The following is a 24,841-nucleotide window of genomic DNA, read 5'->3' on the forward strand; positions in this document are numbered from 1 at the left end:
TACTCAAGTTACCCGCACTACCAAAGCATAGGATTGTTCTTGAACAATGCGAAAAGCCCGTACAATAGCTTCCGCTTTCCCTGCGGGTACATCTGTCCAAATAACCTGCTCAATATTATTTTTCCGGTCAAATTCCGTTGAGGTGGCTGGCATATTCCCATGACGTTCTTGTCCGTCTGCTGTCCGCAAAATCAAATCTAAGTCATTCTGAAGTGCTTCACCAGGAAAATCAGTCCACACCAAGGTTACTTTCAACAGAGAATCAGTTTCAGCAATTTCGACTTCGGTTTTTTCCTCTTCCCCTGTCTCTAAAGTTGTCTTTTCATCCTGGAAAGTTACCCGTTCCGTATCTCCTCTGGGTGCGACTGTTGCGGCTAAATCAACTCTGCCAAAGCCTTCAGCATAATTGGGGATTTCCCCAGCTTCAGAGGGTACATATTGACCGACAATATCCTTGGCTCCATTAATTAACATTGCCTTAACCAGGGCTGCACTTGGTTGGTGGTTATATTGTTTTTGCAAATACTCCCTAACCACAGCTGCACAACCTGCAACTAAGGGTGTCGCCATACTCGTGCCCGATAGAAAAGCATACAATTGGTCTTCAGATTTGCCGTAAAATGCATCGATTTGGGCATTCCGCGAACAAGTTGAGAGAACTACACTGCCTGGGGCAACAACATCAGGCTTAATGCGTTCATTCATAGTTGGTCCACGACTACTAAAAGCTGCCATTCCTTCGGGATTATCAGACCAGCCATCAGAAGCAATTGGTTCAGTTTGGTAGCGAAATAAATTCTTGTAGGGTTTCGCTAAATCCGGTCGATTATTTTCTGTTGCCCCAACCGTAATACAGTTTTTGGCGCTACCAGGGGAACTAATGGAACCATTATCAACAATACCATTATTATCGCGATCGCGCCCATCGTTACCAGCCGCAAAACAAATGACAATATCTCGGTTTTCCCACACAAATTTGTCTACTTGCTGACAATTGAGGTCGTATTTTCCTGCTTTGGAAGCACCCCAGGAATTGGTATGCACACGGGCATGATCATCATTGTAGGGGACTTTGAATAAGTCGTTCAGGTCATTCGGAATTCCCCCTAAACCACCGCGAACATCGAGAACGGATTGCAACACCAGTTTCGCTTTGGGAGCAGCACCACGAATCGCACCCCCCATTTTTTCCGAAAAGCCATCCCCCAAAACTGAACCCGCAACGTGAGTTCCATGCCCATCCGGGTCTGCGGCACGAGCTTGTCCTAAAGGATACAACTTCAAAACTCTCCCTGTAAAGGCTGGATGGACATCTTCTGTCGAACCCCTATCAAACCCACTATCTGCGATCGCAATTATTTCACCTTCACCTTGGAAATTGCCAATGCTGTGGGTTTTGTCGGCATTAATTACCCCTAAGGCGAGGTTATTGAATAGCTGCGGGGCTACATATTCTTCAATATGTCGCACCTCTGCAATGGCAGTTACATCTTCGAGATACTGATGTTGTATATTTAATCTTACTGAATTGGCTGTAAATTCTAGTTCTTGGGGATTGAGTCTTGCCGCAGTCGCCAGACGATTTCTTAAGTTGTCATCAACAACAACGCTATTGTGAAAGACAACTGTCACTGGTTGCGGTTGGCGTGATAACTTATCGATGGCGGGCAAATTTTGGATGTTTGTACTCTGTTGTTTATCTGGAGCGCCAAGCAATTGAGGTGATATTTTAAACCCTTCCAGATATGTATTCGTCCACTCAATGAAGGGTAGATTCATGATGGAGGCTGAATTTACATTTTCGTTGTGGCAAATATAAGTATTTTCTGGTACGTATTCTAAAATTTCGATACCTAAATTTGCCAACTGACTTTTTTGTTCGCGATTGAGTGGTTGATTAACGTGAATGAGAATATACTCAGAATCAGAGCGATCGGATGCAATCAAAGTTCTCTGGGAATCTGTATCTATAGATACGCCATTGATGGTAATTTTCGCCATAATTTTATGCTGTTGATGGGAAGGTGAGGGTACTCTGTAGTGAGAGCAAAGTGCCTCGTTATGGTATAAATGTTTGCAAGTCAATTATGTCTGCTCGTTAACCTGAATAAAGCTTGCGTAGAGACACAGAGACAACTTGCCGGGGAAAATTTTCTTTCTGGCAAACATTGGGAGACGCGAAGAAATTTTATTTTTGGTTATGTTGGCAGACTTGATATCATCGCAGAATCACTATGTCACCTATGTTATATTTGCAATCTGGTGATTTCTCAGAATTACTGATTTAATTAATTTCTTTTGATTGATGAAAAAAATTAAGCACTGTAGGGAGTCACCTATTTATGATTCCAGGAATTGAATATTAGTAAAACTAGCGATATTCTCAATGATTTTGTTGGCACTTTTAGCTGTAAACATTGGGTCTACTGCTATGTAAATATACTTATCGGACGCTAATTTAAAGGAGACATTATAGCTTTTTGAATTCTTGACTTGAAATGTATCAAGCTTAATTCCAACTACATCCGCAAGTTTTACTTCTAATGCTTCATTTCCAAAGCAGGATTTACGGTTGATAGTGATTTTCCCAAAACTTTTATCAATAACACAAATGATTATCCCATTCCTCATTCTGTAAATAATAATAACAGCACCACTCGCGATTAAGAATAAGCCCAAAGGGTAACTCCAGAGACGACTATCTTCATAAACTATGAGTTGTGGTTCTTGTGGTGTCTTGAGAAAAGTATTTATTTGTGCGGCTCTAGCTTCTTTTTCAGTAAAATCCGCATTTATCAAATCGATCGCAATATAACCACGACTTGTCTGAATTATCAGAGGATAGGAATACCATTGATTCAGAGTGCTAGTATCTGTTTTTGCTTTCTGTATATCTTTGATATTCCATCTGTGAATTTGTGTGCCTGAAAGACTTTTAGTCATTAGTTGACAACTGTTTGGCTCAGGTGCAATTCTGCTACAACTAAAAGTCGTAACTTTACCCAATGCAAGCATTAAAAAAATGCCTCCGGCAACAAATAATCCCCCAAATAGCCAGTATAAGAAAGCTTGTGGTTTGAGTTGTAGTTTCAATAACTTTGGTGTTTGCTCGATAATGCTAAATTTCATGAAATTAATATTCTCTTTCTCTAATGATTGAGAAGTTGTAACATGATAAGTAATTCACTTATTTTTGATTTAACTATTGTAAATTAATTAACAAAAGTTAATACACAAAACTTAAGATACAAAAGTTAAGCGATTCTCAGATATTTTCACATTTAGAACAAGTTCCTGAGTTTTTAGTTAAGCAGTATAAACAGATAATTTGATATATTACATTTTCCCAAATAGTTATTTCAAGTGATCGAATGTTACCGGATATTTGAGTTGTAATTGTGTATCCTGAAAAAATTCAATTCATGACAGGAAAATGGAGGTCTAATGACTCCGAGTATTATGCGTCAACTTTGGTCTGTAGTTGAAAATACCCATTCTAAGACTCTGTTAAACATGGACGATGCGAGTCTGGTACAACTGTTAGTCAAACAAACGAAGACGGAGGTATCTTTGGATGGTAACGAGACAAATTACTTAAAGAATTATGTCGAATCACGGTTAGCCTTGATTCGCAATGTTGCCCAGGACAGGTTGTATTTTTAAGTTCGTACAAAGGCATGGAAATACAGCAGAAGTCATATTGGCTGCGCCTAAATAATGACGATAAAACCGACGCGGAGATGGGGAGATGGGGAGATTGGGAGACGCGGAGATGGGGAGATGGGGAGACACGGAGAAAAATTAATGATAATTGAGCCTGACTTGATATAAAGAGCAGTTTTAATGACAAACTGCTATACAACTGATTATTTATCTTGACAAAAAACTGGCAGAAGCATATTTCTTCCCAAGCTGAGTATTTTATATTCTGAGTGCAGCATTCTCGTACTAGTCTCTTTTTTGAGGTAGATATCCTGTAATTAAGCAATCTGTACCAACTACACTAATTTCGATATTTTCTAAAGATAAAGCTTCAGTCATCCTGGTAAAACCCAAACTTCCTACAGGTGTAGGCGCATTATCACCACCGATGATTTTAGGAGCAATAAACGCCAAAACTTTTTGAATTGCACCAGATGCGATCGCACTTGCAGCTAATGTACCGCCACATTCCCACAAAACGTTACAGAAGCCACGTTGATAAAAATAGTCCATGACGCGATCGGGTGTCAACATATCCATCTCTACTACTTCCACACCTTGATTTTGCAACATGACTTGAAACTCTGGATTTGCCCCTGTTTCTGTCAAAACTAGGGTTGGGGCTGTTTCAGTTTGCCACAGTCGAGCCGCCATTGGTAAATCGAGGGTACGACTCATCACTACCCGTAAAGGATTGTTGGCTCCTTCCTGGTGACTGGTTAAATAGGGATTATCTTTTCTCACCGTATTTCCACCGACTACAATGGCATCAGTTGCCATGCGAAATTGGTATACCATCTGTCGAGACTCTTGACTTGTCACCCAAGCGCTATGACCTGTATTTGTAGCAATTTTTCCATCTAGAGTCATGGCATACTTAAAAATTCCCAAAGGACGCTGGTGAAGAATCCGATAGATAAAGCCTTCATTTAATTTCCGACAAGCGGCTTCCTCGACTCCGACAACAACTTCAATCCCAGCATCTCGCAAACGAGCAATACCACCACCAGCAACCAAGGGATTAGGATCAATCATACCCACAACAACTTTGGAAACTCCAGCCCTAATTAAAGCTTCACTACATGGTGGAGTACGTCCATAGTGATTGCAAGGTTCGAGACTGACATAAGCGGTAGCCCCAACTGCATTGTCCCCAGCAGCCCGTAACGCGAAAACTTCCGCATGGGGTTCTCCGGCGCGGGGATGAAACCCCTCTCCAATAATTTCCCCATCTTTGACTATTACCGCCCCAACTAGGGGATTAGGGGAGGTTTTCCCCAATGCTCGACGGGCTAGTTGCAAACATTTCTGCATCATCCGCGAGTCAAAGTCAGATTTGAGGGATATGGCTGAAGAGACAAGTGATGGTGAATGAGAATTTGGTTCGGTAAGCATTGAGGAGTTTTCCATAGAATTTTAATTAATTTGCAAATTACAGCCAGCCTTATGTAGTTGGAATCTGCCGTTTCTCTCAACTCTGGCGACATATGTATCTCCGCGTCATCATCTGTTGCCTGCTTTGGGAGAATTGGGATTACCACTGGCACGCAAAACTTATCGGCTGGGTGACGTAACAATAATTTACTTGTTGTACATTAAGGCTGCTGTAAATAATGTTCAAATCGCGATCGCATTTGTTCTACAGTTAAATTTTGTGTCCAGTATTCCAGCAAAGTCTGACCAAAAGCCCAAGCATTACGCTCTGGTGAGTTACTATTGTCTAGAAGCAATGACCAAAGCGATCGCAAATCAAACTTTAGAGGATTGTTACTATCGGGATTCAATAGCCCAAATAGTTCATATGCCATTTGCAATTTACCAATAACTAACGGTAACTGTTCGGCGGGGATTTTCTCAGCAAGTAAATATGCTAGGGCTGGGGAGCCTGTGGAGACGGTGGAAATAAATTGTAGTACCGGACTTTTTAATAGTGCTGTTAGTCCTTGGGTTGTCGTCATTTGGAAGGTGTAATGGTCGATAATTTTGGCAGCAGCCACAGTCCGAGCATCCAAATCACGCAAAAATCGAGCTAGTCGTTGCTGCTTGGCTGGATTTATTGCGGCAACTAAAGCCAAGGATAATGCATCAATGCCCCAAGCAACACGTCCTGTTTTGGTATCGCCAGTGACGATGGGTAACACCAAATCACAAAAATCCCCCAGTAATTCCGCCCGATATTTGCTAGCTTCGCGAATTGCCACTTCTTTGGGCTTCTCTCCCCATTCCCAATCGTAGGGGGGTTGCCATTCCCGCAATGGACGCAATTTATCGACTTGCGTCACAATTGTAATCATTGGTAAATCAGGGACTGCCGCTTTTACATCCCGCAAAAAATCGGCATCCATTTGCAGGGAGGGATCAAGTGCAGGTGTTACTAATAATAGTAAATCAGCTTCGTTGGTATATTCTAAAACCGTATCCCGTAATCCACCCTGATTAACTTGTTCGTAACCAGGAGTATCCCACAATGTTAGTGCTTCTCCATCCGTTGTTTGCCAGTGATAACTTTGGATTTTATCTGTACTGGGTAAAACATCAACTTCCGCCTGCTCCGATGGAAATAAACTATTAATTAGACTACTTTTACCTGCCCCAGTGCGCCCAATCAACAAAATGCTCACAGGTTTTTGGGCGATCGCTTCAACCGGTTCGGTTTGTGATAAAATATCGCGGAGAGTTTGAGTTTTTTCGGGTGCAATTTTTGTGGTGGTGACATTCACAGAAATAGGTAATAAATCGCTACCATAGAGCGCTGCCGCTTGCTTACATAAATTCCGCAAAGCCACTTCCCGCAACAATTGATTCAAATTGCCCAATAATTGCTGGTTAGCTTGATTGGTATAACGCTGACTCGCACGTTTGGCAACTGCGGCGACTGGATTCAATAACCATTGCGCCAAATTCCAAGCCTTCAAGAACTTCCGCGCCGATGGTTCCAGTTTTTGATAAACTTCGTATGCTTCGTAGGCTTGCCCAATACTAACTTGATTCAAAGCTGGTGATAACTTCTGCATCCAGCTATCCATATCATCCACTGTTCCCCGAATTAATCCGTATGCTTGGGGAACGTATATATTTAGCAGTGGATATTTCACATCTGGACAGTAAATATTGGCAATGTCAGCCACCAAATCCAAGCATCGCTGCCAAAAGGTTTGTAAATCTTCCCAAATTGGCGCATCATTTGCCGATGCTGCTAAGACTCGCTCTAAAGCAGCTTCAGCCCGAATTGTTGCATCTGTACCACTGGGTTCCATTGGAGTTGAGGGAATTGTCCCCGCAGATACCGCCTCCAACTCCCGGCTAACTTCTGCCACCGCAGCTTCCACCTGTGCCAAAGCTGGTTTTGTCCACTTGACTACTAGCCAACGCCAACCCACAAATATCAGTGTGAATACAGCCCAAATCCAACTTAGTCCCCATGCGTGGATTTGCATTCCCGCAGCAACCACAAGAAAACCACCAACTAGCACTAGAGGCAGTGCTAAAACTATCCATTGCCAGACTTTTAAGCGTATCATGCCCTGAATTACCCCCACTTGCGATCGCCAAATAATTAGAAGTTATGGGATTTTTGCTGTTAGCTAGATTTTGCTATCCCAGAATTATCGGCTAGATATTTAGCTTCTCACTCCTGACTCCCAATTTCTTCTCCAAAACCTTCTTTATTATTTTTATATGAGCGCAAAGTTTAGCTATAATCATAGTTGATACTAAATTAAATGCCCCTTTCAGTAACTGCATGTTCTTATTTGTACATTGCCTACGGTATTCAAATCGAGAATATACTTCCGTGTCAATCAATAAAAAAGATTGATATGTTCTGTCGTCTAAGACTCGAAATCATGTGCTATGATTACAGAGGATGATAAAATTCGGCTTGTAGTTTGTTTTTTAATGCTTAGTATTACAGACCTCTCCGGATCTAAATCTCTACACTCTTTTGATACTGGAGACAGAATTTATGTCAGTTTATATCGGTAATTTGTCCTACGAGGTTAGAGAAGATGACCTCAGACAAGTTTTTTCAGAGTATGGAACCGTTAAGAGCGTTCAGCTGCCTGTTGATAGAGAGACAGGACGCATGAGAGGTTTTGGGTTCGTCGAAATGTCCAGCGACGACGAAGAGACTGCGGCAATTGAAGCTCTAGACAGTGCAGAATGGATGGGTCGCAGTTTGAAAGTTAATAAAGCAAAACCCAAGACTGAAGGTGGCTCCTTCGGTGGTGGTGGTGGCAGACGCGGTGGTAACAACCGTGGTGGTGGCGGTGGTTACTCACAACGCTACTAAATTTTATCCCTTCTTCATTTGTCATTCGCAATTTAAGTCTGTGATTTAATTTTTGTGATTTAATTACGGATAATTCTCGAATAATTAACTTTTTAGATTAATCAGCAGGCTACTTGCCTGCTTTTTGCTGTTTTTTACAGGTTGGTAAAAAAGATGTCGTGGGTTGAATTATGCCTGAAGGGAAAAACAGAAGCAGTCGATTGGGTTTGTACATTACTAGCTGCAACTACATATACCAAGGATATTTACATAGACGAATCCCGTGATACTCAAGATGATTGGACATTTACTATTTGCTTTTACTTAGCGAATGATGTTTACGCGAGTACACGGATTCAAGAGATAAATAATTTGCTTTCTCCCCTGCAAAGGACTGGATTGGCGAGTGAAATTCAAGCCTATGTAGTCGCAGAGAAACAAGCTAATGTCGATAGCAGTGATTTTCCCGTTCGTATTGGCAAGCGATTTGTCATCTTATCCCCAGAAGCAACTTATCAACCCCAAGCCGAAGAAATCAGTTTGCGGCTAAAAACGAGCCTGGCTTTTGGTAGCGGTTTACATCCAGCCACCATCCTCGCCATGCGCTTGCTAGAAAAGTATGTGACACCAAAGATGAATAGCCTGGATTTAGGTTCCGGTTCCGGTATTTTGAGTATTGCGATCGCCAAATTAGGCGGACAGGTATTAGCATTAGATAGTGATGGTATTGCTGTGGAGTCAACCCAGGATGCAGTCGAGCGTAATGCAGTTGCACAGCAAGTAAAAGTGATGCGGGGGAGTTTGGGAAAAGGTGGTGAGATGGGACATTGGATGGGTGGGGATATCGTGGGAGATATAACTACTATTGTCCCGAATGGAAGCTTTGACTTAATTGCTGCCAATATTTTCGGACGTATCCATACAACCCTTGCTCCTGAATATCGCCAAGCCTTACGAAGTGGTGGCATGTTGGTGGCATCAGGTTTTAATCATGAGTATGAAGAATCAGTAATTACAGCTTTGCAACAAGAAGGATTTGAGCTTGTGGAGGAGGAAAGATTAGGAGAATGGATTGCCCTCATTTTCCGAAATCGCTGAAATCATCTACTGCCGTTTTAACCAAGCAAAGACATCATCAACCGTGATAGTTAGACTCACACCATCCAATACTGGCACAATATCCGTACCACTCAATAAATCCGGTAAGCTGTGAGGTTGATAGACTAAAATCGAACGCTCATTTGGGTCAACCAACCAGCCTAACCTAGTACCATATTTAAGACAATGTAAAATATTTCCTGTCACCTTCGTTTGACTTTGAACCGGAGAAAGAATTTCAATTACCCAAGGTGGTGTAAACTCAATCCCGGTACTGACAATATCACCATTTTCATCTAATGGTAATTGCTCAATTGCCACAACAACCACATCGGGAACCACAGAACGATTTCCAAAACTACAGCGCAATTCTGGAAAAGCTTCGTAATCACTGCATCCAGCATCAATAGCTGTAATTAAACGTTTCTGCAATAAACTATGTTTACCTCCTCCCATTGGTTTTTGTACCACCTTACCATTGATATATTCCCAAGCTGGAGATTCGTCGATATATGCAAGTTGTAAAAATTCCTGGAGAGATTTTCCTATTACTACCGTCATTGGCTTATTCATGATTATTTATTCTTCAACCTAACCCAAAAACAACTTATAGGCAGGATTATTATTTTCATCCCAATAGGTATATCCCAAAGTATCTAAAAATGCCTGCCACTCACCCATTTCCTGCGGTGGAACCTGTACTCCCACAACAATCCTGCCATAATCAGCCCCATTATTGCGGTAATGAAAAACACTAATATTCCAATTCGGACTCATCGAACTCACAAACTTCATTAACGCCCCCGGACGTTCGGGAAACTCAAACCGGTAAAATAATTCGTGATGTGCCAAGGTAGAACGCCCACCAACCATGTGCCGCAAATGTAACTTCGTCAATTCATCATCAGTTAAATCTAACGTTTGAAAACCACATTCCTCAAAATTTGCCACCATCTTTGCCCTATCGGCGCGGTTTTGAATTTGCACCCCAACAAAAATATGTGCAACCCGCTCATCAGCAATGCGATAGCTAAACTCAGTCAAATTGTGTGTCCCCAGACATTCACAAAACTTACGCAGACTTCCCGCTTGTTCCGGAATCGTCACCGCAAATATTGCTTCCCGTTGCTCCCCATACTCAGCTCGTTCCGCCACAAAACGCAAACGGTCAAAATTCATATTCGCACCACAAGCGATCGCAATCAAGGTTTCTCCCGAAATTCCCTCCCTTTCCACATATGCTTTTGCTCCGGCGATCGCTAATGCCCCCGCAGGTTCCACAATAGAGCGAGTATCCTGGAATACGTCTTTAATCGCCGCACAGGTGTCATCGGTATTCACCAAAATAATCTCATCTACATATTCCTGACAGAGGCGAAATGTCTCCTCACCTACCTCTCGGACTGCCACCCCATCAGCAAACAAGCCCACCTGGGACAGCCGCACACGCTTCCCAGCATGTAAAGATTGAGACATTGCATCCGCATCCACCGGTTCCACCCCAATAATTTTGATTTCTGGACGAATGCGTTTCACATAAGCACCAATCCCCGAAATCAAGCCACCACCACCAATAGCGACAAAAATAGCATGAATTGGCTGTTGATATTGCCGGAGGATTTCCATTGCGATCGTTCCTTGTCCAGCAATTACATAGGGATCATCAAAAGGGTGAATAAATGTCATCCCTTTTTCTGCCTCTAATTTCCGTGCATAAGCATATGCATCATCGTAGGTATCCCCATGCAACACCACCTCACCCCCACGCGCTCTGACTGCATCAACTTTGAGTTGGGGTGTAGTCACAGGCATGACAATAACTGCACGAGTACCCAAACGACTCGCACCCAGGGCAACACCCTGAGCATGGTTTCCCGCAGAAGCAGCAATTACACCCTGTTTGAGTAGATCAGGTGGTAGGTTTGCCATCTTGTTATAAGCACCACGGAGCTTAAAGGAAAATACTGACTGCATATCCTCGCGTTTTAGTAGCAGCTTATTGTTGAGGCGCTGAGATAGGCTTGGGGCAATTTCTAGTGGTGTTTCCTGAGCTACATCATATACACGGGCAGTGAGGATTAATTGCAGGTAGTCGCAGAGCATGGTGGTGGGAGGTTTGTTGATGCTGTGTAGATGTTTATTTTACGGCAGTTAGGTAACAGTTTTACAAAGGAGTAAGTGGGTGCTGCGATCACACCTCCAAATCCAACTTAATAAACCATTTATAAACCGAACATTGACAGCATACATTGATTACTATAGTATTCAAAACATGAAATACAAGTTAATTGATTTATTTGCTGGTGCGGGTGGACTAACTACAGGTTTCTACCTTGCAGGATTTGAGTCATTGTGTGCCATTGAGGCAGACAAAAAAGCTGTGGCAACATATCAGTATAATTATCCAAATACCAAAGTTCTGAATCAAGATATATGTAAAATTAACCCTTCAGAATTGCGATCGTGGCTTGGTTTGCAGCGAGAAGAGCTAACAGTAATGATGGGTGGTCCTCCTTGTCAAGGTTTTTCAAGAAATATTCCTGCTGGTAATCGTAGTCTTGATGAACCTCGAAATCAACTGTACAAAACATTTTTGGAATTTGTACAAGAATTTCGACCAATTTATGTAGTGATAGAAAATGTTCCGGAAATATTAAAGGCTTACAATGGTATAGTTAGAAATGAAATAACAGAGACACTAGAATTATTAGGTTACAAAATAACTTCAGGTACGCTGAATGCAGCTCTTTATGGAATACCCCAAACGAGAACTAGAGCTTTTTTCATAGCTAGTTTAGATAAATTACCAGAATTACCAAAGTCGACACATTCCCAACAAAATAAAAACAATTACCGGGATATCGGCTTGTACAGCCAACAACTAACTTTATTTGAATCAAATATTTCTTCTATTGTTACAGTTAGGGATGCAATTGGCGATTTACCATCCTTAGAAGCAGGACAAGAATATAGCGATCAAGTTTATCCTTCCGTTTCACAAAGTGAATATCAAACGGTAATGCGTAATGAAAGTAGTAAAATTACTAATCACGTTGCTCGTGTTTTAAGTCCTATTCAAATAGCAAGAGTTCGTGTCTTAAAAGAAGGACAAGATGCAAAAGATTTACCCCCAGAATTAGCACCTAAAAAGCATTATAGTGGAGCATACGGAAGACTTTACTGGGATAAACCAGCAAAAACAATTACCAGATGGGTATTTCATCCTGGTTCTGGTCGATTTTTTCATCCTACACAAAATCGGACTATAACAATACGTGAAGCTGCTAGGTTACATTCTTTCCCTGATCGGTTTCATTTTTTAGGAACCTACACTGATATGTCTTCACAAATCGGTGAGTCTGTACCCCCATTACTTGCTAAAGCAATAGCTAAATGTTTAATTAAGGATTGTTCTCAGACGGATAATCGCTAACTTGTTCTTGTAAAGCTGTGAGGATTGTTTCTACATACCTATCTGGTTGAAGACGAACCCGCTCAATATTAGTAGTAACTGCATCTGGAGGAATTGTCCTACCTCGAAAAAGTTGTTTTTGATTCTTGTACCACACTAGTTCTACTTTCCCAGAAACACTTCCTTGCAAACCAACTCCATCTTTTCCTGTGATTCTATCTACTGTCCAAGCCCAAGAAAAGTTATTTGCCTCAAGCGGTTCGAGTGGATATTCACAATAAAGGTATTCTCTTCCTCGTATTGTTTTGAGGAGTATACCTTCATAACTACACACAACAGATTGTGCAGATTTACTTGCAATAATTTTTTCATTCCAGTGCTGAATTATAGCAGCACCTAGTTCCTGTGGAGAAGAACCCTCAGTCAAGCTAGGAAAACCAAGCTGAATAGCTTTTTTAATCACATCCGCTCTTTGAATGACAAAGAAAAATGTATTTCCTGGCTTTATATTGTTAAGTTGAAGTGATTTAAGCGACCAACCAGATTTAGTTTTCATATCAACAGCATCGTATAGAAGTTTGCTGCGTCCTAAAGCTGGATCGGATAGAGGAATATCTTTGACATAATGAAAAATAGCTTCCCAAGCATAATCTTCTATTGACCCGATTACTGGAGATGCAATCGTTGCAACTATTGCATTCCTCAGTTTACCAATTTCATTCTCCGTCAACATTTAGAGATTCCTCCACAATTCGCAAAAAATCACTCATTGTTATATTTAAGGCATGAGTAATGTGACTAAGAACCCTAACAGACGGACTTTTAAGTCCTCGCTCTAGCTGGCTAATATAAGTTCTGTGTAGACCTGTTATTTCTGCTAAATACTCTTGAGACCAACCTTTCTTTGTGCGAAGATACTGTATTTTTTGCCCTAATATTTTGTCTAGTTGACTGATTTGCATAAATATTAAATTAGGACTTTGAATACAAAAGTTCTACAGACTAAAGTATTCAATTGATACTTACTACTGCGAGTTTATAATTTTATCGCGTGATGTAAAGAAAGCTTAATGATTTAGAATGACTATGCGATCGCACTTTCCCACATGCCTTGTAAAAACAAATGCGATCGCTTAAGCAACTGCATACACTGTATATGGAGGCTTATATGGTGGAATGTATTTTGATATATTCTTGAGTAAAATACTCTTGAACAAAAGATGATTTCACCACATATACTTACCACGTTTTAAATATTCCCTGGTTTCAGCCAGCTAAATAACTCTCCAATCCTAAGTTGAAAATCTCCCATAAATTCGGGAGTGGGAATTAATTGTTCGGGTTCTTGGCAAAATATTGGTTGTTTACTATTCGGATAAGCAAGAACAGATTTTTCATCGGGATCAATTAACCATGCCATCTCACAACCTGCGTTCAGACAATGTAGGATATTATTGGTAACTTTAGTTTGATTTTGGTCAGGTGAAAGAATTTCAATTGTCCAGTCAGGATAGGATGTGAAAGTATTAGCAATATCACCATTTTCATCTAAGGGAATACGATTCCAGGTAAAAACAGAAACGTCTGGGATGATGGAGCGTCCATTAAAGGTACATCGCAGTTCTGGAAGGGCTAAAGCAATACACTTTGGTTCAGTAATATTATTGATAACCGTAACTGACTTCCCCTGTAGTTTGCTGTGTTTTCCTTGTGGCATTGGCTTTTGGATAATTTGACCGTTAATATATTCACTAGCCGGTTTGGTTTCGGGAAGTTGTAGGAATTCGTTTAGAGTTAATAGTTTTGTAGAAACTTCTACCATAAGTTTGGTTTTTTAAGTTTAAATATTATGAGGACGAATATATTTATTTTCTCAAACTCTCTGAGATTGTAGGAAATTTACACTTATATACCTACGGTGAGCTTTCTTTTAGGAATGAAAATTAAATAACCTACAATTTTCGATTTGCTGGTGAATGGTGCGTTACGCTCCGCTAACAGCACCCTACTTTTGTACTTTATTAATCCACATTCCTTAATGTAGAGATGTTACAAAATCTAATTTCAATTCTCTAAAATACTGCTACACAGCAATCACCCATAGCAAACATTTAGAGAATCGAGATAACACCTCTACAATTAAGTAAGAGTTTAATTTACACAGGTGTCGCTTCGGCAAACTCAGTCAAGAATCTAAACGCCTTCACAATATAACCAGCGCATTCCCTAGGCGATTTATTGTAAAAAGAACGCCATGCGGAAGCCTTATCTTCGTCATATTTATCACCACGTTCCGGCTTCATTTCCAACCATGCTAATCTAACAGCATGACCAATAAGTACATCTAAAACAATGTAATCTTCAACTTGCAAATCGGAATTTTTAGATGCGATCGCACCTAATTCTACCAGTGTCTCGATACATACTTGACGATATTCGGGAGATTCGATTTTATTGAGCAGATGTTCTACCCGTAGGGCAAAGTTTTTCTCTCCGGCTGTCATTTCTGCTAACATAATTTCGCTATCGAGTCGGTTACGACGTTCGAGTTTATCGCCAATCACTACGCCTTTACAATGTTGCAATACCGACCAAACATTTTGATAAAATCCTGGTGGTACTCTTCCGGTGGAACCTTCGGCTTTGCGGTAACGCCTCCAACCAGCTTCGGGAACTTCGATTTGTTCTTCTAGGGTTGGTGATACCACTAACCAGTTGATTTCGCTTTCTTTTTTCTTGATGTGCAATGATTCTTGTTGGCGTAAAACATTACTCAAGCCTGCGTATTCTTGCATCACTTTCCGCAAGCGACTTTTTACCTCGAATGGCGATAATTGCATGAGTTTTTCGTAGGCTTCATCTTGAGTAATCATTAATTCTCCGGCAATTTCGCTTGTCAGTAGCAAAATTAGATAACCAACGCGCACCGTCAACAACCCTTTAAATAATTCTGGTTCGGATTTGATTAAGTTGCTTAAATAGATGAGAATTTCTTGGGTTAATACTCTATCGCGGGCATCATCCCGACAGAAATTATTGATTTTATCGACGATTTCACTATGGGATAGGGGTACTGTCATCAAGGAGTCTTCGCTGTAAGCTTTGCCTACGGCTATTTGCTTCCCTCTAACAATAATGCTGGTGACAATATCCGATAAGCTAATATCTGCCATTTGTCGCAAACCTGCTGCCCGACGCACTACAGCCCAAAGTCCTAATTCTGCTGCTTTGGTGTATACTTCGTCGAGTAAGTCGCCAACTGTCACGCGATGGACTCCCTCACCAAATCCAGTATCAAAGTCTAAACCTTGGAGTTTACTCAAGGTTCTTAATAATTCGATTTGTTCGTAAATATTTTCTGATGCTCGCAGTCGGGGCAGCAAGATTTCTAAACTGGTTTCGTATTCCATCTGAAATTCTTGCGTATTTGCCAATTGCCCAATTTTTTCGGGTTTAAAGGCTAAGTATTTGCGGCGAGGGATGGCATTTTGCAGGGAGGAATGAAGAAACTCGAAGTTTTGCAGATAATCAATTCGCTCGATCGCACCTGTTAAAATTAGTTGGTTGAGTTTACCTAATTTTACCCGCACGCCGTTACAAATACCATCTTGGAGTTCTTGCATGAGTGCGAGTAGGGCTTCACTACCTACTTCTAACATGGTATGTGTCAGCATTAAAGTTAAGGTAGGTCGTCCTAAGTCGTTCCAATATTTTTGAATGTATGCTAGTTCGCTGCGAAGTTGATCGACTAAGAAGTGGTAATCTAAAGTTAAGTAGAATTGCTGTGAATCTAGAAAAGAAGGTAAAAATATTACCGTTTCACTATTGAGCCTAAAAAATCTGGAAGTCGTTAAACTACGAGGACGACGGGGTGGACGACCTGTTAATGCGAGTTTATCATTACGTCCTATTTGGGTATAAATTAAGATGAGGTCTTCCGATTCACGAACTTGAATAGGTGCGACTTGTTTTGGTGTTTGTGTCTCGATGCCGTAGACTTCAAGTTTTGTTTGTAAATCCTCGTCTTCGGCTAACAGGGCAATTTGTACGAGTGCTTCACGGTTCTTGCCCATTGTTAAGTATCTACCCAAAGGATCGATATCGCCAAGGGCAATTAATCCTTCACTTAATAATCTACCCAGATAGAATAAACTTTGTGCCCAAACGAGGGGTATATTTTCATTAGGTAAACGTTGTTGGCTTTGGGGTTGGTCTTTTTCTGCTTCAATATTTTCCTGAGGGACAAAGTAAAGTTCAGGTAAAAGCAGCATTCCGTCCCGTTCCACAAGTACATTTTCCAAACACTTCTGGTAAAATTCGACCTGTTCCTTATCACCCCTAAATAACCCATCTAAAACAAGATACGTGAAAAATAGAGGCCATTCACACTCAATATTCTCAAACTGCTTCAGTTCCCAGGGTTCGTAATGCAAACGGTGTGTATCTTCCAAAACTGTTTGATGCCCATCGCGTAAAAAACGCTTGCAACCGTATTTCCCTGCTAACTTATTAATGATATCGTTACGAGTGCGATCGCGTAAATCTACATCTTCAACGGCAAAGGCAGGATAGCTAATCACGCTCAGTAATGCGGCATCAATTTCTTTGGATGCGGATTCCCTGGGTAATAGGGATTCTAATGTCAACCGGGTGCGGGCAATTTCATCAGATAAGGCATGAATTACCGATGCTTGACTCCCCCGGACTCCAAATAAATCCAATCCATTAATGGCTTCCAGTGCCGCCTTTGCCATGCCTACAGAACTGGCATTGAGTTCGGCGCTACCATGATTAATTTTATTACCCCGTTCCCAAATGCCATAATCTGGTGTGCGATAGGCTCTGCCAATGTAATAAACCAAATTCTGGACGAAATTAACCTCATCCAAAGTGTAAATAATTTGTACACCTGATGCTGTCATCTGTGCCAAAATCAATAAAAATATTGAAGTTGCATCAAGTTGCAAATGTCCCCATTCATCATCACCTACCACAATATCCCCAGTGGTGGTGTTATATTTGGCGTGCAGTGCATCTAGTGGGGACTGGGTATGTTTGAATTTCTCAACTTTATGGGCTTGCCGCATCATTGCAAACAACAACCCTCGCATCAATTTGACTGTACTATGTTCGAGTTCGTAGGTGCGTCCCTTATCATCATCAATCTTGCGGTACGCTAAAGCTAAACCCCAAACCGCCAAAATACTGTAAACATTATCACGCACCCATGCATCGGTATAATCTCCATGTGCCGTTATCGCCGTACTTGCAGGTAATAATCCAGTAATCGGATTTTGACGATTGAGAATTATTGTCTTGATTTGCTGATAATAGAATTCAAGGCGAGTGTGCAATTGGCTGGCAGTATTCATAAGTAAATTCGAGAACAGTTTCGGAAATAAACCTGGTGGCTGCAATGTCAATAGATGCTATTGATGCCATTCAAGGTATCTAAAGTTCCGCGATCGAAGCATCCGCCGCAGCCTTAAGAATTTATATATTATCGCTTGTCTGAGGCTTTTGGTCGATGTTTTTGGGAGAGTATGAATTACCTACCGATATTGCGGGTTAATTGGTATCAATGATTGCGGACTGTGACAAGATGACTACGTTTATCTGGTTATTAGTTAGATAATCAACACATGTACTTAAGTGAAATTATCATTCTACTACCTTCATCAGTTGATCAATAAATAACTGTAAATTATCATGCCCACTTATGAATTTATACGTATATATGTCTCAGAATAGTATTATAAATTTACCCAATAATCGCGGTTCAAATTGATGAGATAAATGTGAATTTTTGGGTAAACTTTTGGAAACTGTATCAATGAATTTAATTTTAATTTAGGAATAGATTAGATTGATGAAGTCGCCGGATTAATCTTGGCTAAGGCTGTAGTTAGTATTTGACGGAAATAGGCGGTGAAATCATGCAAAATGCCCTTTTTAGGAGATTATTGATTAACTATCAGGCAAATATCAGGCAAAGGATTGCTGCAATTACTATATTTCCATTTTTATGTCAGGGGAAATACCAAGTTTTTGCATGTAATTGTGATTGCTGAATGAAATTTACAAAGGAATTCTCTAATTGTGCTTGACACAAAAGCTAAGAGTAGTAGAATTTACTCAATTCCCATCAAAAAATTTGGGCACAATCATTACATATTGTGCTGAATATAACTTGTTCTTGCACATTTGTTGATGCTGGCATCTACCGGATTACACTATTCCGGGTTAGTATTATCAGTTAGCGATGCCCTAATTTTTGGATATCGATGTTGATTTATTAAGGATATATGGACAACAGTCCGCAAGATGGCAGTACTACCCTCCTCTAAGCTGAGAACAGTCTCTCAGCGCGGGGGAGACAATAGGAGGTTTTTATGCTCGTACAGGATATTCGCAATGCAATTGTTGATATTGCTGACTTGAACCAGTTGAAATTCGATTTGAATAGTTTGCAGCCTGTTGACGCAGGTGAGTATATTACTCATTTACCGAAAAAACAGCGGGCGATCGCATTTCGGTTGTTAAATAAAAGTCATGCAATTGACGTTTTTGAATATTTACCACCGGAAGTACAAGAAGAACTCATTAATTCACTACATGATGTACAAGTAGTACAACTTGTAGAAGCGATGAGTCCAGACGATCGCGCAGAATTGTTTGATGAGTTACCTGCAAAAGTAGTGAAGCGGTTATTGCAGGAACTAAGTACAGAACAACGCCAAGCAACGGCAACAATTCTGGGATACGCGGAAGGTACAGCCGGAAGGTTAATGACGACAGAATATGTCTGGCTGCGTGAAGGGTTAACAGTTGGTGAAGCACTGAGTAAAATTCGCCGTCAAGACGAAGATAAGGAAACGATTTACTATGCTTACGTTACCGACAACAATCGTAAACTCGTCAGAGTTGTGTCATTGCGTCAGTTATTATTCACTTTTCCGGATGTTTTAATTAAGGAAGTTGCTAGCGATAGAGTTCTCAAAGTCCATACGGAAACCCCACAGGAAGATGTGGCGCAAATTATGAAGCGCTATGACTTGATAGCCTTACCTGTAGTGGATCGGGAAGAACGTTTAGTTGGTATCATCACCATTGATGACGTTGTCGATATCTTGGAAGAAGAAGCCACTGAAGATATTCAGAAATTAGCCGGTGTGAGTGGTGATGATGGTGCCCTGGCTCCTCCCTTGGTGACGATTCGCAAACGTTTACCATGGTTGCTGGCAATTATGGGATTATATATTGGAGCCTCCAGTGCGATCGCTCCTTTTCAATCTGTAATTGCTTCGGTTCCGGTGCTGGCTGTTATTATGCCCCTATTTTCTAATACTGGTGGTACTGTTGGCGTTCAGGCTTTGACTGTCACTATTCGTGGACTTGGTGTTGGAGAAATTACCCCCCAAGATACCTTCAAGATTCTCCGCAAAGAACTGACTGCTGGATTGGGTACTGCCCTCGCATTGGGGATAACAATGGTCATCCTGTCGATGATTTGGGCATCACCTCAAGAACGTTGGGTGGGTTTGGTTGCAGGGATGGTAATGGCGACTAATACACTTGTTGCTGTCACATTAGGAACTTTCTTACCAATGGGTTTAAAGCAATTAAAGTTAGACCCAGCCTTGATTAGTGGTCCTTTAATGACTACTGTTTTAGATGCGATCGGTTTTGTGACTTTCCTGACGATGATTTCTATTGCTTTGCAAATTTTTAAATAAAAAATGCAATTCTAGGAATTTAAAAGTTAGGCAATTCGGGGAAGGAGATTTATCTCTAAATTCCCCTATTTTTTTATGCAAATTAAATGAGGTTAATTGAATCTTTGATAAGTCAATTCTTGACTAGCTGCTGGCAAATGCCAACGTAAAAGACTATTAATGCCTGTACCAATAATATCACTTGATAAACCGATCGCCCGACGTGGGGCAATTGTCGCTAGTGCGATCGCATTTTCAACTTCACATATTCCCCATTTGATTAAATTTTGTACTCCAACTAATAAAGGTAATGTTGTACCCGACAAAGTCCCATCAGCAAGTCTGGCAGTTCCATGTTTGACTAAGATTTCACGACTATCCCAGGGGTAAACTCCATCTGCCAAACCTAAAGGCGCTAAGGCATCGCTCACCAAGAATAAACCTTGTTGATAATTACTGGCACGCAATAAAATATCCAACATGATTGGCGTAACATGTTCACCGTCGGCAATAAACCCGCACATTACCTGGGGATTGGTAATTGCAGCAGCCAATAAACCAGGTTGGCGATGGTGTAATGGAGGCATAGCGTTAAATGCATGTGTCACCATGGTTGCCCCCGCAGCAAATGCTGCCTGGGCTTGGTGGGCTGTGGCTTGTGAATGCCCTAAACTGACGGTAATACCCAACCCCCGTAAATAAGGAATGACTTCCCCAGTGGTATCCAACTCTGGTGCCAGGGTAATGACTTTGACAAATTCAGGATGACTTCCCAATACCCGTTTCACTGCATCCACAGTCAAAGGTGACAGATATTGTTGAGGATGTGCGCCGCGTTTCTGGGAATTGAGAAATGGTCCTTCGAGATGTAAGCCGAGAATTTGCGCTAATTTTCCACCCTGCGATCGCTTGGTGTTGATACAATCAGCAGTATCAGCTATTAAATTTAAGCAACGGTGAATATTTCCGACAGCAGTGGTGACTATGGTTGGTAAAAATCCATCAACACCACAATTCCATAAATATTCGCAGATTTCCACCAAAAAATTCCTATCTTTGTCACTAAAGTCGGGAAAAGCCAAACCCAAGGCACCATTAATTTGTAAATCAACACCACCCAAAGAAACCCAATCGCCAGCACAGTCAATCACCTGTATATCATTTGGGGAATGACGCGGGAAAATCTTATCCATGGGCACAATTTCCTCAACAATCCCCTCTTGATTCAACAACAACATCTGTAAATCTTCATAACCTGGGACGCGAGCATTGATAATATCTACAGGAGTAAGTACAGTATTCTCTGTTGCTGCCATCTTAAATTTTAGGTATTAGTCAGAACTAAGCCAAATTATAGAGCGTAGATATACTGATTCGACAATTACAAATTCTCCTTTCCCCCATTCATTTCCTATGTCAAGCCTAATTGGTATTATCATGGGCAGCGATTCCGATTTGCCCACAATGAAAGATGCGATCGCCATTTGTGAGGAATTTGATGTCGCCTGCGAAGTCGCAATTGTCAGTGCCCATCGTACTCCTGAACGCATGTTTGAATATGCAAAAACAGCACATGAACGTGGCATTAAAGTTATTATCGCTGGCGCTGGTGGTGCTGCACATCTCCCTGGCATGGTGGCATCCTTAACTCCTTTACCTGTCATCGGAGTTCCCGTTTCTAGCCGTCAGTTACAAGGGATTGACTCTTTATACTCAATTGTCCAAATGCCCGCAGGTATTCCAGTTGCGACTGTTGCCATTGGCAATGCCAAAAATGCTGGTCTTTTGGCTGTACAAATTATTGCTACCCATCAACCAGATTTACTTGTAAAAGTACAGAAATATCGCCAAGATTTACAGCAATCTGTCATGGTTAAACAGTCAAAACTTGAAGAGATTGGATATCAAAACTATTTAAAAGATATGTAGTATTATATACAGAAATCTCAATATTTTTGGGGTTAAGAAATCGCAGTTCTCAACCCTAAGAGGTAGTAAAAGTAATGTGAAGATTGACTTGGTCAATAACATTTAGTTGTATCATTTCTCTGTTTTATATTTTTATATTCAGCCCACCCCGCGAGCAGACACAGGTGACTGAGGAAACTATTAGTTCACCAAAGTCACTTTGCCGGGACAAAATTCTCCGCGTCTCCCGTCTCCCTCTCTCCAAGTCAACCTCAACCCGTCAATTCAGAGTTGGCGAATCACTAACCACCCACGTCTAAATCTACACTTAATCGATCTAGAAGATGAAGGTTAGATATCAGTTGAATCAGTTCAAGATTAAAAAAATTAACAAAATTAATTTTGATTGCGGCTAAAGTTAGGGAATTCTGACACAGCAAACAATTCAAGTGATAATACTTGTTTGCAACGATGTATCGCAAATTCGCAACGAGAAAAACTGTATTAGCTGTTACAGAACTTCCAGGTATTGAAAATACACAATCAAAATAATTTATTCGTGTTTTTAATGAAAATTATTCTAATTTCGTCAAAACATGAAAATGTTAACTGTTCTTAATTTGAACTAACCACACTTTAGATATGTAAAGTCAAGAGCAAGATAGGTGAAATTTTAGATAAAAGTCAGGCAATTCTTGATGTTCTGACCTATAGACTCACCAGTTGTAATTTTCAAAAGACAAATTGCATCTTCCAGAATGTATATTTGTCTTTATATGTTGGTGAATATTTTGATACCAAACAGCAAAACTTTCCCAGGTCTTACTGACAGTAATAATCAAAAATTGTTGAAGACTCAGTGAAGAAGACTTGACTGTTTGAAAAATAACATCATAATAAAGTCTTAAGAAAGAATTAACCTAAATTTTGCGATCGCAAATCAGCGAACCAGATTTAGTCAAATTTCTAATTTGATGCATTTTGTTTGCAGAAAAATGAGAATTTGCCACCTGAGTCAAGAGATTAAGGCTTTGAAAATCAAAACCAAAAATGTCTCGCTGAGGGGGTTAGTTGATAACTTTGATTAATGATGTTTAAAGCTTGTTCTGGTTAAGTATTGTCGAGAGGACGATGTTAAAACTGAAGCAAACCCAGAAATGGAAAAGAAGAAGTCGCCGCTCGGCAACTTCTTCAATAAATTTTTCAAAATACAGTGCGATCGCTTGGAGATTATTTGACAACATCAAAGGTTTGTCTCCAACTTGGCAAGCAAGTATTCCCCTCGCAGCAATAATTGTTCTGGCATGGGGTTATACAGCAGTCGCGCAAACACCATCCGCAGGACCAACCACAGCCGAACTAAAAATTGCCCTGGATACCCTTTGGGTAGCACTGGCGGCATTTTTGGTATTTTTTATGAATGCCGGCTTTTGCATGTTAGAAACCGGATTCTGTCGTCAGAAAAATGCCGTTAACGTCCTTGCCAAAAACCTGATTGTATTTGCCTTAGCAACAGTTGCATTTTGGGCGATCGGTTTTGGATTAATGTTTGGCGATGGTAATCCCTTCATCGGCTTGAACGGATTTTTCCTCCAAGGTACAGATAACAGTCCTGCAACCAATGATGCTTACACAGGCATCTTCAGTTCACTGAAATGGGCTGGTGTCCCTTTGTTTGGGAAATTTCTCTTCCAGCTTGCGTTTGCAGGTACAGCCGCGACAATTGTATCGGGTGCAGTCGCCGAAAGAATTAAATTGATTGACTTCTTAATTTTCAGTCTTTTACTCGTAGGTATTGCCTATCCCATCACCGGACATTGGGTTTGGGGTGCGGGTTGGCTTGCTGAGAGAGGATTTTGGGATTTTGCTGGTTCTACTGTCGTTCACTCGGTTGGTGGTTGGGCAGCATTGATGGGAGCGATATTTCTTGGTCCCCGGATTGGTAAGTACCAAGATGGACAAATCGTTGCCATGCCCGGTCACAATATGAGTATTGCAACTTTGGGTTGCTTGATTCTCTGGTTGGGCTGGTTTGGTTTCAACCCCGGTTCTGTCATGGCTGCCGATCCAGGAGCCATTACCCACATTGCTTTAACTACTAACTTGGCAGCAGCTATTGGTGGTATTGCCGCCACTGTTACAGCTTGGTTGTATTTGGGTAAACCCGATCTTTCGATGATTATTAATGGTATTTTGGCAGGTTTAGTTGCCATTACCGCACCCTGCGCTTACGTTACCCTCAATGGTGCTTTTGCGATCGGTTTAATCGCTGGTGTGATTGTTGTCTTTTCTGTGACATTTTTTGACCGTATCGGTATTGATGATCCCGTTGGTGCAACTTCTGTACACCTTGTCTGTGGTGTCTTTGGTACGCTGGCAGTTGGTTTATGGTCAGTTGGTCCTGGTGTATATTCCTGGTATGGGGAAGGTGCTGGTCCCGTCAAAGGATTATTAGCAGGTGGTGGAATTGACCAATTGATTACTCAGTTGATTGGTGTTGTCACCGTTGGTGTGGTGACAGTTATTTTCAGCAGCATCTTTTGGTTAGCACTCAAAGCTACCTTAGGTATTCGTGTGACTGCTGCTGAAGAAATTGAAGGTTTGGATATTGGTGAACATGGAATGGAGGCTTACAGTGGTTTCTTAAAAGAAGCTGGTACTGCTGGATTTGCTGAAGCTTCCACATATGGCAAAATGCCGCCGTCCGGTGATTCGCCGACAAACTTGTAGCAACAA

At 41.1% G+C, this 24,841-nt stretch carries 19 protein-coding genes; 8 read left to right on the top strand and 11 right to left on the bottom strand.

Features of this window, described 5'->3' with window-relative positions; translation table 11 throughout:
• Positions 1–3 precede the first annotated feature (3 nt).
• Complete coding sequence (locus VB733_RS13160) at positions 4–2,001, bottom strand: S8 family serine peptidase (protein WP_323340512.1); 1,998 nt, start codon at positions 1,999–2,001, stop codon at positions 4–6.
• Between the two features lie 339 nt (positions 2,002–2,340).
• Positions 2,341–3,129 carry a hypothetical protein gene (locus VB733_RS13165; protein WP_323340513.1) on the bottom strand — a complete coding sequence of 263 codons (789 nt, stop codon included), beginning with the start codon at positions 3,127–3,129 and terminating at the stop codon, positions 2,341–2,343.
• Positions 3,130–3,444: 315 nt separating this feature from the next.
• Here VB733_RS13165 and VB733_RS13170 point away from each other — a divergent pair, with 315 nt between their 5' ends.
• On the top strand, positions 3,445–3,663 hold the full coding sequence (locus tag VB733_RS13170; protein WP_323340514.1) for a hypothetical protein: 219 nt from the start codon (positions 3,445–3,447) through the stop codon (positions 3,661–3,663).
• 14 nt (positions 3,664–3,677) lie between these two features.
• Positions 3,678–3,815, top strand: a complete 138-nt coding sequence (locus tag VB733_RS13175; RefSeq protein ID WP_323340515.1) for a hypothetical protein — start codon at positions 3,678–3,680, stop codon at positions 3,813–3,815.
• Between the two features lie 133 nt (positions 3,816–3,948).
• On the opposite strand, the gene ribD is transcribed toward VB733_RS13175, so the two are convergent.
• Together ribD and VB733_RS13185 are read right to left on the bottom strand one after the other, a co-directional pair.
• Entirely contained in the window at positions 3,949–5,097 is a 1,149-nt protein-coding gene (gene ribD, locus VB733_RS13180; protein ID WP_323340543.1) for a bifunctional diaminohydroxyphosphoribosylaminopyrimidine deaminase/5-amino-6-(5-phosphoribosylamino)uracil reductase RibD, read from the bottom strand.
• Positions 5,098–5,297: 200 nt separating this feature from the next.
• Entirely contained in the window at positions 5,298–7,223 is a 1,926-nt protein-coding gene (locus VB733_RS13185; RefSeq protein ID WP_323340516.1) for a GTPase family protein, read from the bottom strand.
• A gap of 443 nt (positions 7,224–7,666) precedes the next feature.
• On the opposite strand from VB733_RS13185, the gene VB733_RS13190 reads away from it, so the two are divergent.
• Together VB733_RS13190 and VB733_RS13195 are read left to right on the top strand one after the other, a co-directional pair.
• Complete coding sequence (locus tag VB733_RS13190) at positions 7,667–7,993, top strand: RNA recognition motif domain-containing protein (protein ID WP_096617916.1); 327 nt, start codon at positions 7,667–7,669, stop codon at positions 7,991–7,993.
• A 153-nt stretch (positions 7,994–8,146) separates the two neighbouring features.
• Complete coding sequence (locus VB733_RS13195; RefSeq protein ID WP_323340517.1) at positions 8,147–9,070, top strand: 50S ribosomal protein L11 methyltransferase; 924 nt, start codon at positions 8,147–8,149, stop codon at positions 9,068–9,070.
• A 6-nt stretch (positions 9,071–9,076) separates the two neighbouring features.
• Here VB733_RS13195 and VB733_RS13200 read toward each other — a convergent pair whose 3' ends face one another.
• Both VB733_RS13200 and ilvA read right to left on the bottom strand, forming a co-directional pair.
• Entirely contained in the window at positions 9,077–9,643 is a 567-nt protein-coding gene (locus VB733_RS13200; RefSeq protein WP_323340518.1) for a Uma2 family endonuclease, read from the bottom strand.
• A gap of 18 nt (positions 9,644–9,661) precedes the next feature.
• Positions 9,662–11,173, bottom strand: coding sequence for a threonine ammonia-lyase, biosynthetic (ilvA, locus tag VB733_RS13205; protein ID WP_323340519.1), 1,512 nt, complete (start codon positions 11,171–11,173; stop codon positions 9,662–9,664).
• Positions 11,174–11,342: 169 nt separating this feature from the next.
• Here ilvA and VB733_RS13210 point away from each other — a divergent pair, with 169 nt between their 5' ends.
• On the top strand, positions 11,343–12,503 hold the full coding sequence (locus VB733_RS13210; protein ID WP_323340520.1) for a DNA cytosine methyltransferase: 1,161 nt from the start codon (positions 11,343–11,345) through the stop codon (positions 12,501–12,503).
• Here the strand turns inward: VB733_RS13210 and VB733_RS13215 are convergent.
• The 4 genes from VB733_RS13215 to VB733_RS13230 form a co-directional block, all read right to left on the bottom strand.
• Entirely contained in the window at positions 12,472–13,215 is a 744-nt protein-coding gene (locus VB733_RS13215; protein WP_323340521.1) for a hypothetical protein, read from the bottom strand. The genes VB733_RS13210 and VB733_RS13215 overlap by 32 nt on opposite strands.
• Positions 13,199–13,444: a helix-turn-helix transcriptional regulator gene (locus tag VB733_RS13220; RefSeq protein WP_323340522.1), complete on the bottom strand. Its 246-nt coding sequence runs from the start codon at positions 13,442–13,444 to the stop codon at positions 13,199–13,201. Before VB733_RS13220 ends, VB733_RS13215 begins: the two co-directional genes overlap by 17 nt.
• A 287-nt stretch (positions 13,445–13,731) precedes the next feature.
• Entirely contained in the window at positions 13,732–14,304 is a 573-nt protein-coding gene (locus VB733_RS13225) for a Uma2 family endonuclease (RefSeq protein ID WP_323340523.1), read from the bottom strand.
• A 334-nt stretch (positions 14,305–14,638) separates the two neighbouring features.
• Complete coding sequence (locus tag VB733_RS13230; RefSeq protein ID WP_323340524.1) at positions 14,639–17,854, bottom strand: glycoside hydrolase family 15 protein; 3,216 nt, start codon at positions 17,852–17,854, stop codon at positions 14,639–14,641.
• A 1,020-nt stretch (positions 17,855–18,874) separates the two neighbouring features.
• Here VB733_RS13230 and mgtE point away from each other — a divergent pair.
• Positions 18,875–20,218 carry a magnesium transporter gene (gene mgtE / locus VB733_RS13235; protein WP_323340525.1) on the top strand — a complete coding sequence of 448 codons (1,344 nt, stop codon included), beginning with the start codon at positions 18,875–18,877 and terminating at the stop codon, positions 20,216–20,218.
• Between the two features lie 92 nt (positions 20,219–20,310).
• Here mgtE and nagA read toward each other — a convergent pair whose 3' ends face one another.
• Positions 20,311–21,513 (bottom strand): N-acetylglucosamine-6-phosphate deacetylase, encoded by a 1,203-nt coding sequence (nagA, locus tag VB733_RS13240; RefSeq protein WP_323340526.1) that lies wholly within the window; start codon positions 21,511–21,513, stop codon positions 20,311–20,313.
• A 97-nt stretch (positions 21,514–21,610) separates the two neighbouring features.
• Here nagA and purE point away from each other — a divergent pair, with 97 nt between their 5' ends.
• Positions 21,611–22,126 (top strand): 5-(carboxyamino)imidazole ribonucleotide mutase, encoded by a 516-nt coding sequence (gene purE, locus VB733_RS13245; protein ID WP_323340527.1) that lies wholly within the window; start codon positions 21,611–21,613, stop codon positions 22,124–22,126.
• A 1,110-nt stretch (positions 22,127–23,236) separates the two neighbouring features.
• Entirely contained in the window at positions 23,237–24,835 is a 1,599-nt protein-coding gene (locus VB733_RS13250; RefSeq protein WP_323340528.1) for an ammonium transporter, read from the top strand.
• Positions 24,836–24,841: the final 6 nt, after the last annotated feature.

It is taken from the genome of Calothrix sp. UHCC 0171 (assembly GCF_034931845.1).
Classification (GTDB): Bacteria; Cyanobacteriota; Cyanobacteriia; order Cyanobacteriales; family Nostocaceae; genus Brunnivagina.

Coding starts and splice junctions, on each gene's coding strand:
- VB733_RS13170 (WP_323340514.1), top strand. CDS start 3,445: ATGACTCCGAGTATTATGCGTCAACTTTGGTCTGTAGTTGAAAATACC.
- VB733_RS13165 (WP_323340513.1), bottom strand. CDS start 3,129: ATGAAATTTAGCATTATCGAGCAAACACCAAAGTTATTGAAACTACAA.
- VB733_RS13200 (WP_323340518.1), bottom strand. CDS start 9,643: ATGAATAAGCCAATGACGGTAGTAATAGGAAAATCTCTCCAGGAATTT.
- purE (WP_323340527.1), top strand. CDS start 21,611: ATGTCAAGCCTAATTGGTATTATCATGGGCAGCGATTCCGATTTGCCC.
- VB733_RS13250 (WP_323340528.1), top strand. CDS start 23,237: ATGTTAAAACTGAAGCAAACCCAGAAATGGAAAAGAAGAAGTCGCCGC.
- VB733_RS13215 (WP_323340521.1), bottom strand. CDS start 13,215: ATGTTGACGGAGAATGAAATTGGTAAACTGAGGAATGCAATAGTTGCA.
- VB733_RS13190 (WP_096617916.1), top strand. CDS start 7,667: ATGTCAGTTTATATCGGTAATTTGTCCTACGAGGTTAGAGAAGATGAC.
- VB733_RS13160 (WP_323340512.1), bottom strand. CDS start 2,001: ATGGCGAAAATTACCATCAATGGCGTATCTATAGATACAGATTCCCAG.
- VB733_RS13210 (WP_323340520.1), top strand. CDS start 11,343: ATGAAATACAAGTTAATTGATTTATTTGCTGGTGCGGGTGGACTAACT.
- ribD (WP_323340543.1), bottom strand. CDS start 5,097: ATGCTTACCGAACCAAATTCTCATTCACCATCACTTGTCTCTTCAGCC.
- VB733_RS13225 (WP_323340523.1), bottom strand. CDS start 14,304: ATGGTAGAAGTTTCTACAAAACTATTAACTCTAAACGAATTCCTACAA.
- mgtE (WP_323340525.1), top strand. CDS start 18,875: ATGCTCGTACAGGATATTCGCAATGCAATTGTTGATATTGCTGACTTG.
- ilvA (WP_323340519.1), bottom strand. CDS start 11,173: ATGCTCTGCGACTACCTGCAATTAATCCTCACTGCCCGTGTATATGAT.
- VB733_RS13175 (WP_323340515.1), top strand. CDS start 3,678: ATGGAAATACAGCAGAAGTCATATTGGCTGCGCCTAAATAATGACGAT.
- nagA (WP_323340526.1), bottom strand. CDS start 21,513: ATGGCAGCAACAGAGAATACTGTACTTACTCCTGTAGATATTATCAAT.
- VB733_RS13195 (WP_323340517.1), top strand. CDS start 8,147: ATGTCGTGGGTTGAATTATGCCTGAAGGGAAAAACAGAAGCAGTCGAT.
- VB733_RS13220 (WP_323340522.1), bottom strand. CDS start 13,444: ATGCAAATCAGTCAACTAGACAAAATATTAGGGCAAAAAATACAGTAT.
- VB733_RS13230 (WP_323340524.1), bottom strand. CDS start 17,854: ATGAATACTGCCAGCCAATTGCACACTCGCCTTGAATTCTATTATCAG.
- VB733_RS13185 (WP_323340516.1), bottom strand. CDS start 7,223: ATGATACGCTTAAAAGTCTGGCAATGGATAGTTTTAGCACTGCCTCTA.